Here is a 14,210-nt window from a genome sequence, read left to right as displayed (position 1 = left end):
GTGCCCGATGTTCGGCGGAGGAGGATCGACGCAGCTCGCCCGGGTCTTCGGGATCCGGATCGGCGCCAGCCCTGGCTGGTTCGTCTTCCTGTTCCTGATGATCTGGTGGCTGTCGGAGCGCTTCGCCGACGAGCTGCCCGGCGCGAGCAACACCACCACGTACGCGACGGCGGTCGCCGGCGCGCTGCTGTTCTTCCTGTCGATCGCCCTCCACGAGCTCGGCCACGCGATCGTCGCGCGGCGCAACGGCATCGGCGTGCTCGGCATCGACCTGTGGGTCTTCGGCGGACTGGCCAAGCTGTCGCGCGACTCCGAGACGCCGGGCGAGGAGTTCCGGGTCGCGGCCGCCGGGCCGGCCGTGACGTTGTTGATCACCTTGGTCGCGATCCTCGGCGTCCTGGTGTTCTCGCACGAGGACTTCGGCGACAACCTGGCCGGCGACGTGGCCGACAGCTCGCCGGTGCTCGCGCTCGCCGCGTGGCTGGCGCTGGTCAACGCGGGGCTGCTGATCTTCAACCTCGTCCCGGGCTTCCCGCTCGACGGCGGGCGAATCGCGCGGGCGATCGCGTGGAAGGTGACGGGCGACCGCCATCGCGCCACGCGCCTGGCCGGCCGGCTCGGCCAGGGCTTCGCCTACATCCTGATCGGGTTCGGCCTGTACCTGCTGGCCAACGGCGACGCCGCCGACGGCATCTGGCTGGGGATCCTCGGGTGGTTCCTGGCCCAGGGCGCGCGCAGCGCGGTCGTCTCGTCGCAGTTCGCGGAGCGGATCGAGGGCGTGACGGCCGCCGACCTCATGGACGCCGAGCCGGTCGCGGTCCCGCGCGAGACCACGGCGCTGGCCGCGCAGGACGAGTTCTTCCTGCGCTACCGCTACGCGTGGTTCCCCGTGGTCGACGCCGCCGGGTTGTTGGTGGGGTTGCTGCGCGAGGAGATGGTCGACGGAGCGCTCGCCGGCGGCCACCCGACGTTGACCGCCGACGAGCTGCTGAAGACCGGCGAGGGCGACGAGGTCGCCGTCGGCCGCGACACGCCGCTGGAGACCCTGCTGGGCTCCGAGCCCCTGCGGCGCTTCGGCGCGCTGGCGGTCGTCGACGCCGACGGCCGCCTGTGCGGCGTCCTGACGCTGGACCGCGTGCGCCGGGCGCTCGCGGCGAGCGTCTAGCTCACCCACGCCTCCACCGACGCCGGCACCGGGATATCGTCGCGCAGCTGCTCGTCGGGCTCGATCGCGCCGCGCGTGAGGCGCAGCGGGACGACCCCGGCCCAGGCGTCGGACGCGTAGTCCTCGGCGGCGTCGACCGGGCCGCCGGCGCGGACCTTCGCGGAGGCCTCGTCGAGCGACAGCGCGAGCATCTGCGTGCCCTTCATCTCCTGGCGCGACGGCGGACGGCACTCGGCCCAGCGGCCGGGGACGAGGCGCTCGGTGAGCGCCTCCATCGCGGCGGTCCGCTCCGCGTCGCCTTCGACGTAGCGCGCCTGGCCGAGGACGACGACCGACCGGTAGTTCATGGAGTGGTTGAACGCCGAGCGCGCGAGCACGAGCCCGTCGAGCAGCGTCGCGGTCAGGCACACCGGCACGCCGGCGCCGACCGTCTTGACCATCCGCGACGCCGTCGAGCCGTGCACGTAGACCTCGTCGCCGATCCGGGCGTGCAGCGTCGGGATGACGTAGGGCTGGTCGTCGACTGTGAACCCGAGGTGCGCGACGAGCGCCTCGTCGAGGATCGCGTCGATCGTGGCGCGGTCGTAGTCGGCGCGCGCGGGCGCCCGGCGCACGCGGGAGCGCTCGGACGGAGCTGGGGAGGAGGAGCGGACCATGCCCGGGACCGTAGGTTCGACTTGGCCCGCGATCCAGGTCCAAGCGCGTCTGGCAACATGGGGCCAAATGGATCTCCACCTCGACCTCGACCGCGCGCCGGGCGGAACGCTCCGCGCCCGGACCGAGCACGCCCTGCGCGAAGCGGTCCGCGGCGGCCGGCTGCTCCCCGGCACGCGCCTGCCCGCGACCCGCGCGCTGGCGACCGAGCTCGGCGTGTCCCGCGGCGTCGTCGTCGAGGCCTACGCCCAGCTCGCCGCCGAGGGCTACCTCGACACGCGCCGCGGGGGCGGGACGCGCGTGGCCGGCAGCGGCGCGGCGCACGACGCGCGGCCCGCGGGCGGCGGCATGGTCGCGACCGGCGCGGCCGCGGGCGCGCCACTGCACCGCGGCGCGAACGTGCGCGGCGCCGTGCCGCCGGCGCGCTTCGACATGCGCCCGGCGCTGCCCAGCGTCGACGGCTTCCCGCGCCAGGCCTGGCTCGGCGCCCTGACCCGCGTCCTGCGCACGCTGCCCGACGAGCGCCTCGGCTACGGCGACCGCCGGGGCGAGCCGGAGCTGCGGACCGCGCTCGCCGCCTCGCTCGCCCGCCGGCGCGGCGTCCGCGCCACGCCCGACCAGATCCTCGTCACCGGCGGCCTGCGCGACTCGCTCCCGCTGGTCTGGCGGCTGCTGCGCCAGCGCGGCGCGCGCCGCGTCGGCGTCGAGGACCCGGGCTGGTGGCGCATCGGGCGCAGCGCGCAGGAGTCCGGCCTCACGCCCGTGCCCGTCCCGACCGACGACGACGGCCTGCGACCCGACGCGCTCGCCGACGTCCAGGCCGTCGCCGTCACGCCCGCGCACCAGTTCCCCACCGGCGCCGTCCTCTCCCCCGCCCGCCGCGCCGCGCTCGTGGCCTACGCCCGCGCCCACGACGCGTTCGTCCTGGAGGACGACTACGACGCCGAGTTCCGCTACGACCGCCAGCCGATCGGCTCGCTGCAGGGCCTCGCGCCCGACCTCGTGATCTACGGCGGCTCGTGCTCCAAGACGCTCGCGCCCGCGCTGCGGCTCGGCTGGCTCGTCCTTCCGTCCACGCTGACACGGAACTTGCACGACGACGACCCCGCCTCGCCGGCCGGCACGCCGCCCCCGCTGGACCAGCTCGCGCTCGCCGACCTCATCGAGCGCGGCGAGGTCGACCGCCACCTGCGCCGCCAGCGCCTCCGCTACCGCAAGCGCCGCGACGCCCTGCTCGCCGAGCTCGCCACGCAGCTCCCCGGATTCCCGGTTCGCGGCGCCGCCGCCGGGCTCTTCGCGGTCCTGCTGCTCCCCGACGGCGCCGACGAGCAGGCGATCGCGGAGCGGGCAGCCGACGGCGGCGTCGCCCTCGAGCCGCTCAGAGCCCCGGGCCGCGCCGGGCTGGTGATCGGGTACGCCAACCTCCCCGAGCCCAGCGCGCCCGCCGCCGTCAGGGCGCTCGCGCGCGCCCTGACGTGAGGGAGGCCGAACGGACGTGATCTATAGAGTCCGCATCCCCGAACTTCGAGACGAAGAGCCGCATACATGCCTGCACACGACGTCCTCATCCTCGGCGCCGGCCTCGCCGGTCAGCGGGCCGCTTTGGCCGCCGCGGAAGCGGGAGCGTCGGTGGCGATCATGAGCAAGGTCCACCCGGTCCGCTCGCACTCTGTCGCTGCCGCCGGTGGCATCAACGCCGCCATCAACCCTGCCGACGACTGGCGCTCACACGCCTACGACACCGTCAAGGGATCCGACTTCATCGGTGACCAGGACGCGATCGAGGTCATGTGCCGCGAGGCGCCGCACGAGGTGATGCACCTCGAGCACATCGGCGTCACGTTCCACCGCAACGAGACCGGTCAGATGGACCTCCGCGCGTTCGGCGGGGCGTCCATGAAGCGCACCGCCTACGTGGCCGACATCACCGGCCAGGCGATCCTGCACGTCCTGTACGAGCAGCTGATGAAGCACCACGAGACCGTCGACCGCTACGAGGAGTGGTTCACCACCCACCTCCTCCAGGACGAGTCCGGCGCCGTCTCCGGCTGCATCGCCCGCGACATCCGCACCGGCGAGCTGGCCGAGTTCACCGCCAAGAACGTGATCCTCGCCACCGGCGGCGTCGGCCAGGCGTTCAAGCCGACGACCAACGGCCTGATCTGCACCGGCGACGGCATCGCGCAGGCCTACCGCCTCGGCGCGCCGCTGATGGACATGGAGATGGTCCAGTACCACCCCACGTGTCTCGTCGAGAACGGCTTCCTCATCACCGAGGGCGCCCGCGGCGAGGGCGCGCACCTGCTCAACGCCGACGGCGAGCGCTTCATGGAGAAGTACGCGCCGAACAAGATGGAGCTGGCGTCGCGCGACGTCGTCTCCCGCGCCGAGCAGACCGAGATCAACGAGGGCCGCGGCGTCGGCCCCGGCGGCGTCGGCATCTACCTCGACGTCACGGTCGTGCCGCGCAAGCGCACGCTCGAGGCGCTGCGCGAGATCGTCAACATCGGCAAGGACTTCGCCGGCGTCGACATCACGCGCGAGCCGATCCTGATCCGCCCCGGCCAGCACTACATCATGGGCGGCGTCAAGACCGACGTCGACGGCGCCACGCCGATCGAGGGCCTCTACGCCGCGGGCGAGGTCGCCTGCGTCTCGGTCCACGGCGGCAACCGCCTCGGCGCCAACTCGCTGCTGGACACGCTGATCTTCGGCCGTCGCGCCGGCGAGCACGCGGCCGCCCGCGCCGCCAGCATGCCGATGCCGACCGCCGTCGGACAGGCGCGCCTCAACGACGAGCAGACCATGATCGACGGGATCATCGGCCGGCCCAAGACCGGCCGCCGCATCTCGGAGATCAAGGACGACCTCGGCACCGAGATGAACGAGAACGTGGCCGTCTTCCGGACGCAGGACGGCCTCGAGCACGCGCTCGACGTCGTCCGCCGTCTCAAGGAGGAGGCGAAGACCGCCTACGTCGACGACAAGGGCACGGTCTTCAACCAGGACGTCCTCGGCGCCCTCGAGCTGGGGTACATGCTCGACTGCGCGGAGTGCACCGTCGTCGGTGCCATCGAGCGCAAGGAGTCGCGCGGGGCGCAGTTCCGCGTCGACTACCCCGACCGCAACGACGAGGAGTGGCAGAAGCACATCACCCTCTCGCGCAACGGGGACGACATCCCCCACGTGGCCTACAGCCCCGTGACCATCACCCAGTGGCAGCCAGAAGAGAGAAAGTACTAGTCCAATGGCCGCAGAGCCCCTGACCACCGAAGGCGCCGAGGCCAGCCCGGCGCACTCGGATCACTCCGAGCCCTTCACCCTCCGCATCCGCCGCTACGACCCGGAGTCCGGCGACGCGCCGTACTGGGTCGAGCACACCATCGAGCTGGAGCCCCACCGCTCCGTCCTCGAGGGCATCCTCCAGGCCAAGGGCCGTTTCGACGGCTCGATCGGCATCCGCTGCTCGTGCAAGGCCGCGATCTGCGGCTCGTGCGGCGTGCGGATCAACGGCCAGCCCGGCCTCGCGTGCCACACGCACCTCGACAAGGCCAAGCGGACGTCCAAGGACGGCGTCATCGAGATCGAGCCGATGGGCAACATGCCCGTCATCAAGGACTTGATCGTGGACATGGACGCCGTCCACTGGAAGAAGGTCCAGCGCGTCACGCCGTGGCTCATCAACAAGGAGCCGATCCCCGAGCGCGAGTACATCGTCGACCGCGAGTCGATGGTGGACGTCACGCAGACGATGGCCTGCATCCAGTGCGGCGCCTGCGTCTCGGACTGCCTGGCGATGGAGGTCGACCCGCTCTTCATCGGTCCGGCCGCGCTGGCCAAGTCCTACCGCTTCGTCGGCGACCCGCGCGACGCGCAGCAGTACGAGCGCCTCAAGGACCTCGCCGAGGATCCGCACGGCATCTACGACTGCACGCACTGCTTCAAGTGCATCGAGGCGTGCCCCAAGGGCGTCGCCCCGATGAACCAGATCATGCGCCTGCGCCGCCGCGCCGGCACCGATTACCACATCGTGGACCGCAACAACGGCGAGCGCCACGAGGCGGCGTTCGTCCAGCTGATCAAGAACTACGGGTTGCTCTGGGAGGCGGAGCTGCTGCCCCGCTCCTACGGCGGCCCGTCGTGGTTCGGCAAGTTCCACCCGGCGGCCGGCCAGGAGCTCCTCTCCTCGCTGCCGGTCATCACCAAGTCGGTCCTGCGCCGCAAGGTGACCCCGATGGGCGCGCTCAAGCCGCACAAGATCCCCGCCGAGGACCTCAAGCAGGTCAAGGAGATCTACGAGACCGTCGAGGGTCGCGATCAGCGCCTCGAGTTCAACCTGTACATCTCGGGCACCGACGAGAACAACGACGGCCCCGTGAGCGAGCGCGTCGAAGCCACCGGCGACGCCAACGCGGAGGACAACGCCTGATGAAGGTCGCAGCCACAACCGAAGCGCCGACCACCGGGAAGGACATCCGTCGATGAAGGTTGCGTACTGGCCCGGCTGCGTGAGCCGCGGCTTCACGCCGGAGCTGCACGGCTCGATGGCGAAGATCGCCCCGATGCTGGACATCGAGCTCGTCGAGCTCGACCGCGCCTGCTGCTCGGGCGCCGGCGTCATCGCCGAGCACAACCAGGAGCTCGCCGACACGCTGAACGCGCGCACGTTCGCGCTCGCCCAGCAGGTCGAGGGCGCCGACCTGATGATGAACATCTGCTCGACCTGCCAGGGCGCGCAGGGCGAGTGCCAGGAGCGCCTCGACGCGTCGGCCGAGTACCGCGGCCACGTCAACGAGACGCTCGCCAAGTACAACCTGGAGTACCGCGCCGGGTTGGCCAACAAGAACTTCCTCTGGGTGCTGGTGGAGGAGTTCGGCCTCGACAACCTGCGCGAGCGCGTGCAGCGGCCGCTGACCAACCTGAAGGTCGGCCCCTTCTACGGCTGCTACATCGTCCGTCCGACCGACCGGCTGGGCATCGACGACGAGAACCCGCGCGACACCTACCTCGGTCTCGTGATCGAGGCGCTGGGCGGCACGGTCATCGACTACGCCGGCTCGCACAAGTGCTGCGGCTTCCCGATCATCACCATGAACAAGGAAGCGTCGCTGAAGCAGGCCGGCCGCCACCTCGGCGACGCGGTCGACGCCGACGCGGACTGCCTCGTCACGCCGTGCCCGCTGTGCCACCTCAACCTGGACCTCCAGCAGCCGCTGGCCGAGCGCACCGTCGGCCGTGAGCTGAACATGCCGGTCCTGCACCTGCCGCAGCTCGTCGGCCTGGCCCTGGGCGTCGATCCCAAGGACCTCGGTCTGTCGCGCCACGTCGTCAAGCCCACCGCGGTCGTCGACTGGTCGACCTCGGTCGTCGCGGGCGTGGGCGCCGGCGACGGCGCCGGCTGGTAGGTCGTTGAAGGTCCCGAAGTTCCTGCGCACGGCGCCGGCGATCGACGAGAGCCCTCGTCGCCGCCGGCGCCGGCCGCGCACCGACGCCCGGACGGGCGGGCCGATGTCCATCGTCCCGATCGTCGACGAGGACGAGACGCCGTCCTGGCTCGAGCCGGCCGCACCGGCCGCCTCGCCGCTGGCCCTCGACCTCGACGCGGCCCGCACCCGCCTGCGCCGCGAGATCCCGCCGGTCGACGACGACCAGTAGGGGTACGGCTACCCGGCCCAGGGTTCAGGGGGATCCCCGATGTACGGGAGCGTTCGGGGCCCGCATCATGGCTGCCATGACCCGAGCCCTCCCCCTCGCCCTCCTGCACCTGGCCGTCCTCTTCGCTCCAGGCGCCCTGGCGATCCTCAACCACGTCTGACCCGACTGCGGGCCGCAGGCGTACCATCGCGCCGGTGACGAGAGCGACGACGCGCCACGACGTGCAGCTCCATGGGCCGCCCGACGCGCAGCCCATGGTGTTCGCGCACGGCTTCGGCTGCGACCACAACATGTGGCGCCACGTGTGGCCGAGCTTCGCCGCCGAGCACCGGGTCGTCCTGTTCGACCACGTCGGCCACGGGCGGTCGGACCGCAGCGCGTTCGACCCCGAGCGCCACGCGACGCTCGACGGCTACGCGGCCGACGTCCTCGACATCTGCCGGGAGCTCGAGCTGGACTCCGACGTCGTCTTCGTCGGCCACTCGGTCAGCGCGATGATCGGCGCGCTGGCGGCCGCGGCCGAGCCGGAGCGCTTCGCGCGCCTGGTCATGGTCGGCCCGTCGCCGCGCTACCTCGACGACGACGGGTATGTCGGCGGGTTCTCCAGCGCCGACATCGACGGGCTGCTCGCCTCGCTGGAGAGCAACTACCTCGGCTGGTCGAGCGCGATGGCGCCGGCGATCATGGGCAATGCGGAGCGGCCGGAGCTGGGCGCCGAGCTGACGGCCTCGTTCTGCGCGACCGACCCGGCGATCGCCGCCCACTTCGCGCGCGTGACGTTCCTCTCCGACAACCGCGACGACCTCGCGCGCGTCCCGACGCGCACGCTGGTGCTGCAGTGCTCCTCGGACGTCATCGCGCCCAGCGGCGTCGGCGAGTACGTCCACGCGCACCTGGCCGACAGCGAGTTGGTCGTGATGGCCGCCACCGGCCACTGCCCCAACCTCAGCGCGCCAGAGGAGACCGTCGCGGCGATCCGCGCGTTCCTCGAGGCATGACGCCGATGGACGGCGCCGAGGCCGAGGACCTCTTCGAGCACGCGCCGTGCGGCTACGTCGTCGCGACGCGCGACGGCACGATCGTCCGCGTCAACCACACGCTCGCGGCGCTCCTCGGGCAGCCGGCCGCCGCGCTCGTCGGCCGGCGGTTCCAGGAGCTGCTGACCGTCGGCGGGCAGATCTACCACGAAACGCACTACGCGCCGCTCCTGGCGATGCAGGGCAGGGTGCGCGAGATCGCGGTGGACCTCGTGGGCGGCGACGGCTCGACGATCCCGGCGCTCATCACCTCGACCGTGCGCGGCGACGAGGTCCGGACCATCATCTTCGAGGCCGTCGACCGGCGCCGGTACGAGCAGGAGCTGGTTCGCGCGCGCGACAGGGAGCACGCGATCGCCGGCGAGCTGCAGCGCGCGCTGCTGGGCGGCGCGGCGCCGCGCAACCCCGCGATCGACCTCGGCGTGAGCTACCGGCCGGCCGTGGCCGGCCTCGAGGTCGGCGGCGACTGGTACGACGCGTTCTGGCTGAGCGAGCGGCGGCTCGGGCTGGTGGTCGGCGACGTCGTCGGCCGCGGCATCGGCGCCGCGACCACGATGGGCCAGCTGCGCAGCGCGGTACGTGCGCTGGCGTCGACCGGGCTGGGCGCGAGCGCGCTGCTCGACGCGCTCGACGGCTACGCGCGCCGCCACGACGTCGGCCAGATGACGACGCTGGCCTACGCCGAGCTCGACGTCCTCGACGGCTCCCTGACCTTCGCCTGCGCCGGCCACCCGCCGCCCGCCGTCGCCGCGCCGGGCGCGAGCGCGGTGTTCGCCTGGGACGGCCGATCCCCGCCGCTGGACGCCGCGTTCGCGCCCGAGCCACGCCCCGAGGCCCCGCTGGCGCTGACGCCCGGTGCCCTCGTCGTCCTCTTCACCGACGGGCTGTTCGAGCGCGTCGACCGGCCCCTGAAGGCCGGCCTCGACCGCCTGCTGGAGGAGATCGACGCGCACCGCGCGCTCCCCGCCGGCGAGCTGGCCGACGCCGTGACGCGCGCGGCGCTCGCCGGCCGCCGGTCCAACGACGACGCCTGCCTGCTCGCCGTGCGCTGGACGCCGCCCGCGGACGCGCCCTAGGCGGTCGCGCCGGCGCGCAGCAGCCCGCGCTCGTGCAGCAGCTCGGCGATCTGCACCGTGTTGAGCGCCGCGCCCTTGAGCAGGTTGTCGCCCACGACGAACAGGTTCAGGGACTTGGGGTCGGCGAGGTCCTGGCGGACGCGGCCGACGGCCACGGGGTCCTTGCCGGCCCACTCCAGCGGCGTCGGGACGTCGTCGAGCTCGACGCCGGCGTGCGCGCCCATGACCTCCAGCGCGCGCGCGACCGACGGCTCGCGCTCGAAGGTCGCCTTGACCTCGATCGAGTGGCCGACCATCACCGGCACGCGCACGCAGGTCGGGGAGACGCCGAGCTCCGGGATCCCGAGGATCTTCCGGGACTCGTTCTGGAGCTTCATCTCCTCGTCGGTGTAGCCGTTGCCGGTGTCGGTGCCCAGCAGCGGCACGACGTTGAAGGCCAGCGCCTTGCCGAAGACCGGCGTCTCGCCCACGCCCGCGGCGGCCTCGGCGCCGCGCTGAGCCAGCGCGGTCGGGTCGGCCAGGAGGCCCGGGACCTGCTCGATCAGCTCGTCCATGCCCTTCTGACCGGCGCCGCCGGCGGCCTGGAACGAGGTCGCGACGATGGAGACCAGGCCGAACTCCTCGTGGAGCGCGTGCAGCGGCGGCATGATCGCCATCGTCGTGCAGTTGGGGTTGGCGACGATGCCCTTGTTGATGTGGTCGAGGGCGTCGCCGTTGACCTCGGAGACGACGAGCGGGACGTCGGGGTCCATGCGGAACGCGGACGAGTTGTCCACCACGATCGCGCCGCGGGCGGCGAACGTCGGCGCCCACGCCTTCGACACGCCCCCGCCGGCGCTGAAGATCGCGACGTCGAAGCCGTCCAGGCGCTCGTCGTCGACGAGGCCCTGGACGACGAGGCCGTCGTCGAGCGTCTTGCCGGCGGAGCGCTCGGACGCGAACGGCACGATCTCCGAGGCCGGGAACGCGCGGTCGCGCAGCAGGCGCCGCATCTCGGAGCCGACGGCGCCCGTGGCGCCCACGACGGCAACGCGGTACAAGGACATTAGGAAGCGGACCTCACGACGAGTTCGTTGTGGTAGGTGTTCATGAGGCGAACTCCCCGAACGGCTGCTCCGGGCGGATCGTGTCCGCCCCCGACAGGTCGAACGCGGTGTGCAGCGCCTTGACCGCGGGCTCGACCTTCTCGACCGGGACCACGCACGAGATGCGGATCGGCGAGGTCGAGATCATCTCGATGTTGATGTCGTTCGCGCCGAGGACGCTGAAGACCTTGGCCGCGACGCCCGGGTGCGACTTCATCCCGGCGCCGACGATCGACACCTTGCCCATGCGGTCGTCGGTCTCGACCTGGATCCCGAGCTCGGTCGCGATCGGCGCCAGCGCCGCGCGTGCCGCGTCCACGTCCTCCTTGGGGACCGTGAAGGACAGCTCGGCCAGCGCGCCCGCGGAGCGCGGGTCGTTCTGGATGATCATGTCGATGTTGACGTTGGCGTCGGCCAGCGCCGTCGTGACCCGGCCGGCGATGCCGGGCGAGTCGGGCAGGCCGATGAGCGTCACCCGCGCCTCGCCACGCGAGTGGGTGACGGCGGTGATGAGGGGGTTCTCCATGTCCTTGTCCTTGGCCTCTTCGTCGGACACGACGAAGGTCCCGTTGGAGTCGTCGAAGCTCGAGCGGCAGTGGATGCGCACGCCGTGGTTGCGGGCGTACTCGACGCTGCGCAGCTGCAGCACCCCGGCGCCGGACGCGGCCATCTCGAGCATCTCGTCGAAGGTGACGACGTCGAGCTTGCGGGCGTCGGGCACGATGCGCGGGTCCGCGGTGAACACGCCGGGCACGTCGGTGTAGATCTCGCAGGCGTCCGCGCCGATGGCGGCGGCGAGCGCGACCGCGGTGGTGTCCGAGCCGCCGCGACCGAGCGTCGTCACGTCCTTCGCGGTGCTCACGCCCTGGAAGCCGGCGACCAGGACGATGCTGTCCTCGTCGAGCGCCGCCCTGATGCGATCGGCCCGAACTTCCAGGATGCGGGCCTTCGTGTGGCTCGTATCTGTGACGATGCCGGCCTGTGATCCCGTCAGCGAGATCGCGCGATGGCCGAGATCGTTGATCGCCATGGCGCACAGCGCGCACGAAACTCGCTCGCCCGTCGAGAGGAGCATGTCCATCTCGCGAGGGTCGGGCGTCCGGCTGACCTCGAAGGCGTCGGCGATCAGCCGGTCGGTCTCCTTGCCGCGCGCGCTCAGGACCGCCACGACGCGGGTGCCGTCCTCGCGCTTGGCGACGATCCGCTCGGCGGCGCGCTTCAGGCGCGACGCGTCCGCGACGGATGTGCCTCCGAACTTCATGACGACGGTGCCCGGCATGGACGCGCAATGCTAGATGGTCGATGCGTGAAGCCATGACGCGACGGCGGCTCATCGGCCTGGGTGGGTGCCTGACGGTTGTCATGGTCGTCGTCGTCGTGCTCACGGTCAGCGGCGGGGCCAAGACCCACGGGGTGCCGGAAGGCGGCTCGTCGTTCGGCGCTGGTGCCCGTGCGCAGGGGAAACGCGGCGGGCTGATGGACGCGCTGGCCCCGGTGCTGGCCGCCGGCGGCGGCGCGCCGGGTGCGCAGGCGGCCGGCGCGCAGGCGGCCGTGGGTTCGAGTCCTGAGCCCGACGCCGCGCCCGGGCTCCCGACCTCGCAGGCCCGCGCGGCGGCGCGGCTGTTCCTGATCGGCTTCGGCGGCCCCCGGGTCGGCGACGCCGTGCTCAAGCGCTTCGCGCTGCACGAATGGGGCGGCGTCGTGCTCGAGCCCGGCAACGGCGCCTCGCCCCAGCAGGTCGCCGACGTCATCGGCCAGCTGCGGGGCGCGGCCGCGCGCGCTCGCCACCAGGCGCCGCTGATCGCCGCGTCGCAGCTCGGCGGCGACCAGGACGCCGTGCCGGTCGGCGCGCCGCCGCAGTCGCAGGCCGCCGACGCGCCGGCGGCGCGCGCCGTGGCACTCGGCGAGGCCAAGGCCATCCACCCGCTCGGCGTCCGCATGGTCCTCGGTCCGGACGCCGACATCGGCTTCGCCGGCGGGCCGTGGGAGGGCGTCGCGTTCGCCGACGACGCGCAGACCGTGAGCGACATGACGGCCGCCGCGGTGTCGGGCTGGAAGGACGGCGAGGTCGCGGCGGTGCCGGGGCACTTCCCGGGCGAGGGCGCCGCGTCGGGCGACCCGGCGCTGGAGGCCGCGACCGTCGGCCTGTCGCTCGACGAGCTGAAGGCGCGCGACCTGAAGCCGTTCGCGGCCGTGGCCAAGCACGCGCCCGCGATGCAGCTGAGCGCGGCGACCTACGTCGCGTGGGACGGCGTGACGCCCGCGACGCTGCTGCCCGACGTGGTCAAGCTGCTGCGCCACGACCTGGGCTTCGCCGGCGTCATCGTCAGCGGCGACCTCCAGGCGGCGTCGCTGGCCGGCGGCGAGCCGGTGTCCGCGCTGGCCGTGGACGCGATCAAGGCCGGCGTCGACCTGGTGTGGATCCCGGGCGACGCGGCCGACCAGGACGCGGCCTGGCGCGCAGTGGTGCGGGCGCTGCGCACCGGCGACATCCCGGCCGCGCGCGCGGCCGACGCGTTGAAGCGCGTGGGCCTGCTGCGCGCGTCCTACGGCGTCCGCTAGCTGTAAGTCCCGAGCAGGTTGTTCAGCCGTTGGATAGGTGTCTGGCGGTTGATGCCTGCGTGTCGTCGGCGATGGTTGTAGGTGAACAGCCAGCCGTCAAGGGCTGCGGCGCGGTCTGAGGAGTTGGTGTAGATCGCGCCGTAGGCCCAGCCGCCGAGCATCGTGCGGATGAAGCGCTCGGCTTTGCCGTTGGTCTGAGGCCGATAGGCCCTGGTCCGGAGGTGCTTTAGCCCGAGTGCCTTGCAGGCCAGGGCGTGGATGGTGGAGCGGTAGGCGCCGCCGTTGTCGGTCATGACCGACTCGACCGTCATGCCGTAGCTCTCAAAGAACGCCTTGGCGCGGCGCAAGAACCCGACCGCGGTCGCGGCCTTCTCGTCGGCCAAGACCTCGACATAGGCCAGCCTGGTGGCGTCGTCGATCGCGACGTGACAGAACTCCCAGCCGGCACTGAACTTCTTGCGGTGATAGCCGGCCTGGCGCTTGCCCGCGACCCCAGTGATCCGGTGCCCGGCGCGAACGATCCGTCCCAGCTTCTTGATGTCAATGTGGATCAGCTCGCCCGGTCGAGCCCGTTCGTAGCGCCGCGCGGGCTCTAAGCCCAGCCGGCCGAGCTTGCCCATGTCGATGGACTTCAGGATCCCCGAGACGGTCGAGAGCGCCATCCCGAGGGTCTCGGCGATCTCGGGCCCGGTCATCCGCAACCGGCGCAGCGCCGCGATGCACGCGATCCGTGTCTCGTCGGTCTTGTTGGCCACCATCTTGGGTGCCGAGGACCGATCGACCAGCCCGACCTCGCCCTCGGCTCGCCACCGCGCCAGCCATTTGCGAGCAGTCCGAACGCTGATTCCGGCCGCCTCTGCGGCATCACGAATATCCCAACCATCGGTCTCCAGACGGTCGATGAGCAACCGACGGCCGTTCGGACTGAGCCTGGCGTTAGCGTGCAACTTCATCCGGTGTCTCCTTGGGACTGGGG

General features: G+C 72.3%; 13 protein-coding genes. 9 read left to right on the top strand and 4 right to left on the bottom strand.

What is annotated here, in order from left to right; translation table 11 throughout:
* The first annotated feature begins 7 nt into the window (after window positions 1-7).
* Window positions 8-1,165: a site-2 protease family protein gene (locus DSM104299_RS05150; RefSeq protein WP_272476217.1), complete on the top strand. Its 1,158-nt coding sequence runs from the start codon at window positions 8-10 to the stop codon at window positions 1,163-1,165.
* On the opposite strand, the gene DSM104299_RS05145 is transcribed toward DSM104299_RS05150, so the two are convergent.
* Window positions 1,162-1,821 (bottom strand): pyridoxamine 5'-phosphate oxidase family protein, encoded by a 660-nt coding sequence (locus tag DSM104299_RS05145; RefSeq protein ID WP_272476216.1) that lies wholly within the window; start codon window positions 1,819-1,821, stop codon window positions 1,162-1,164. The two genes, DSM104299_RS05150 and DSM104299_RS05145, sit on opposite strands and share 4 nt — an antisense overlap.
* Before the next feature lie 67 nt (window positions 1,822-1,888).
* Here DSM104299_RS05145 and pdxR point away from each other — a divergent pair, with 67 nt between their 5' ends.
* The 7 genes from pdxR (at window position 1,889) to DSM104299_RS05110 (ending at window position 9,587) form a co-directional block, all read left to right on the top strand.
* On the top strand, window positions 1,889-3,298 hold the full coding sequence (gene pdxR, locus DSM104299_RS05140; protein ID WP_272476215.1) for a MocR-like pyridoxine biosynthesis transcription factor PdxR: 1,410 nt from the start codon (window positions 1,889-1,891) through the stop codon (window positions 3,296-3,298).
* A gap of 66 nt (window positions 3,299-3,364) precedes the next feature.
* Window positions 3,365-5,062, top strand: a complete 1,698-nt coding sequence (locus DSM104299_RS05135) for an FAD-binding protein (RefSeq protein WP_272476214.1) — start codon at window positions 3,365-3,367, stop codon at window positions 5,060-5,062.
* A gap of 4 nt (window positions 5,063-5,066) precedes the next feature.
* Window positions 5,067-6,248 carry a succinate dehydrogenase/fumarate reductase iron-sulfur subunit gene (locus DSM104299_RS05130; RefSeq protein WP_272476213.1) on the top strand — a complete coding sequence of 394 codons (1,182 nt, stop codon included), beginning with the start codon at window positions 5,067-5,069 and terminating at the stop codon, window positions 6,246-6,248.
* 52 nt (window positions 6,249-6,300) lie between these two features.
* Entirely contained in the window at window positions 6,301-7,224 is a 924-nt protein-coding gene (locus tag DSM104299_RS05125) for a CoB--CoM heterodisulfide reductase iron-sulfur subunit B family protein (RefSeq protein ID WP_272476212.1), read from the top strand.
* Between the two features lie 4 nt (window positions 7,225-7,228).
* Complete coding sequence (locus DSM104299_RS05120; RefSeq protein ID WP_272476211.1) at window positions 7,229-7,474, top strand: hypothetical protein; 246 nt, start codon at window positions 7,229-7,231, stop codon at window positions 7,472-7,474.
* A gap of 254 nt (window positions 7,475-7,728) precedes the next feature.
* Window positions 7,729-8,472 (top strand): alpha/beta fold hydrolase, encoded by a 744-nt coding sequence (locus tag DSM104299_RS05115; protein ID WP_349294526.1) that lies wholly within the window; start codon window positions 7,729-7,731, stop codon window positions 8,470-8,472.
* Window positions 8,469-9,587: a PP2C family protein-serine/threonine phosphatase gene (locus DSM104299_RS05110; RefSeq protein WP_272476209.1), complete on the top strand. Its 1,119-nt coding sequence runs from the start codon at window positions 8,469-8,471 to the stop codon at window positions 9,585-9,587. Before DSM104299_RS05115 ends, DSM104299_RS05110 begins: the two co-directional genes overlap by 4 nt.
* On the opposite strand, the gene DSM104299_RS05105 is transcribed toward DSM104299_RS05110, so the two are convergent.
* Both DSM104299_RS05105 and DSM104299_RS05100 read right to left on the bottom strand, forming a co-directional pair.
* Window positions 9,584-10,633, bottom strand: a complete 1,050-nt coding sequence (locus DSM104299_RS05105) for an aspartate-semialdehyde dehydrogenase (protein ID WP_272476208.1) — start codon at window positions 10,631-10,633, stop codon at window positions 9,584-9,586. The two genes, DSM104299_RS05110 and DSM104299_RS05105, sit on opposite strands and share 4 nt — an antisense overlap.
* A 40-nt stretch (window positions 10,634-10,673) precedes the next feature.
* Window positions 10,674-11,951 (bottom strand): aspartate kinase, encoded by a 1,278-nt coding sequence (locus DSM104299_RS05100; protein WP_272476207.1) that lies wholly within the window; start codon window positions 11,949-11,951, stop codon window positions 10,674-10,676.
* A 23-nt stretch (window positions 11,952-11,974) separates the two neighbouring features.
* On the opposite strand from DSM104299_RS05100, the gene DSM104299_RS05095 reads away from it, so the two are divergent.
* Window positions 11,975-13,234, top strand: coding sequence for a glycoside hydrolase family 3 N-terminal domain-containing protein (locus tag DSM104299_RS05095; protein WP_272476206.1), 1,260 nt, complete (start codon window positions 11,975-11,977; stop codon window positions 13,232-13,234).
* On the opposite strand, the gene DSM104299_RS05090 is transcribed toward DSM104299_RS05095, so the two are convergent.
* Window positions 13,231-14,187, bottom strand: a complete 957-nt coding sequence (locus DSM104299_RS05090; RefSeq protein ID WP_272472691.1) for an IS481 family transposase — start codon at window positions 14,185-14,187, stop codon at window positions 13,231-13,233. The two genes, DSM104299_RS05095 and DSM104299_RS05090, sit on opposite strands and share 4 nt — an antisense overlap.
* Window positions 14,188-14,210: the final 23 nt, after the last annotated feature.

Source organism: Baekduia alba (assembly GCF_028416635.1).
In the GTDB taxonomy this organism is placed as follows: domain Bacteria; phylum Actinomycetota; class Thermoleophilia; order Solirubrobacterales; family Solirubrobacteraceae; genus Baekduia; species Baekduia alba.
The sequence above is the reverse complement of the archived record's forward strand: the minus strand, read 5'-3'. Positions and strand labels throughout refer to the sequence as shown.

What these genes read in the sequence shown, in the direction of transcription:
- DSM104299_RS05150 (WP_272476217.1), top strand. Translation starts at nt 8, where the DNA reads ATGTTCGGCGGAGGAGGATCGACGCAGCTCGCCCGGGTCTTCGGGATC.
- DSM104299_RS05145 (WP_272476216.1), bottom strand. Translation starts at nt 1,821, where the DNA reads ATGGTCCGCTCCTCCTCCCCAGCTCCGTCCGAGCGCTCCCGCGTGCGC.
- pdxR (WP_272476215.1), top strand. Translation starts at nt 1,889, where the DNA reads ATGGATCTCCACCTCGACCTCGACCGCGCGCCGGGCGGAACGCTCCGC.
- DSM104299_RS05135 (WP_272476214.1), top strand. Translation starts at nt 3,365, where the DNA reads ATGCCTGCACACGACGTCCTCATCCTCGGCGCCGGCCTCGCCGGTCAG.
- DSM104299_RS05130 (WP_272476213.1), top strand. Translation starts at nt 5,067, where the DNA reads ATGGCCGCAGAGCCCCTGACCACCGAAGGCGCCGAGGCCAGCCCGGCG.
- DSM104299_RS05125 (WP_272476212.1), top strand. Translation starts at nt 6,301, where the DNA reads ATGAAGGTTGCGTACTGGCCCGGCTGCGTGAGCCGCGGCTTCACGCCG.
- DSM104299_RS05115 (WP_349294526.1), top strand. Translation starts at nt 7,729, where the DNA reads ATGGTGTTCGCGCACGGCTTCGGCTGCGACCACAACATGTGGCGCCAC.
- DSM104299_RS05110 (WP_272476209.1), top strand. Translation starts at nt 8,469, where the DNA reads ATGACGCCGATGGACGGCGCCGAGGCCGAGGACCTCTTCGAGCACGCG.
- DSM104299_RS05105 (WP_272476208.1), bottom strand. Translation starts at nt 10,633, where the DNA reads ATGTCCTTGTACCGCGTTGCCGTCGTGGGCGCCACGGGCGCCGTCGGC.
- DSM104299_RS05100 (WP_272476207.1), bottom strand. Translation starts at nt 11,951, where the DNA reads ATGCCGGGCACCGTCGTCATGAAGTTCGGAGGCACATCCGTCGCGGAC.
- DSM104299_RS05095 (WP_272476206.1), top strand. Translation starts at nt 11,975, where the DNA reads ATGCGTGAAGCCATGACGCGACGGCGGCTCATCGGCCTGGGTGGGTGC.
- DSM104299_RS05090 (WP_272472691.1), bottom strand. Translation starts at nt 14,187, where the DNA reads ATGAAGTTGCACGCTAACGCCAGGCTCAGTCCGAACGGCCGTCGGTTG.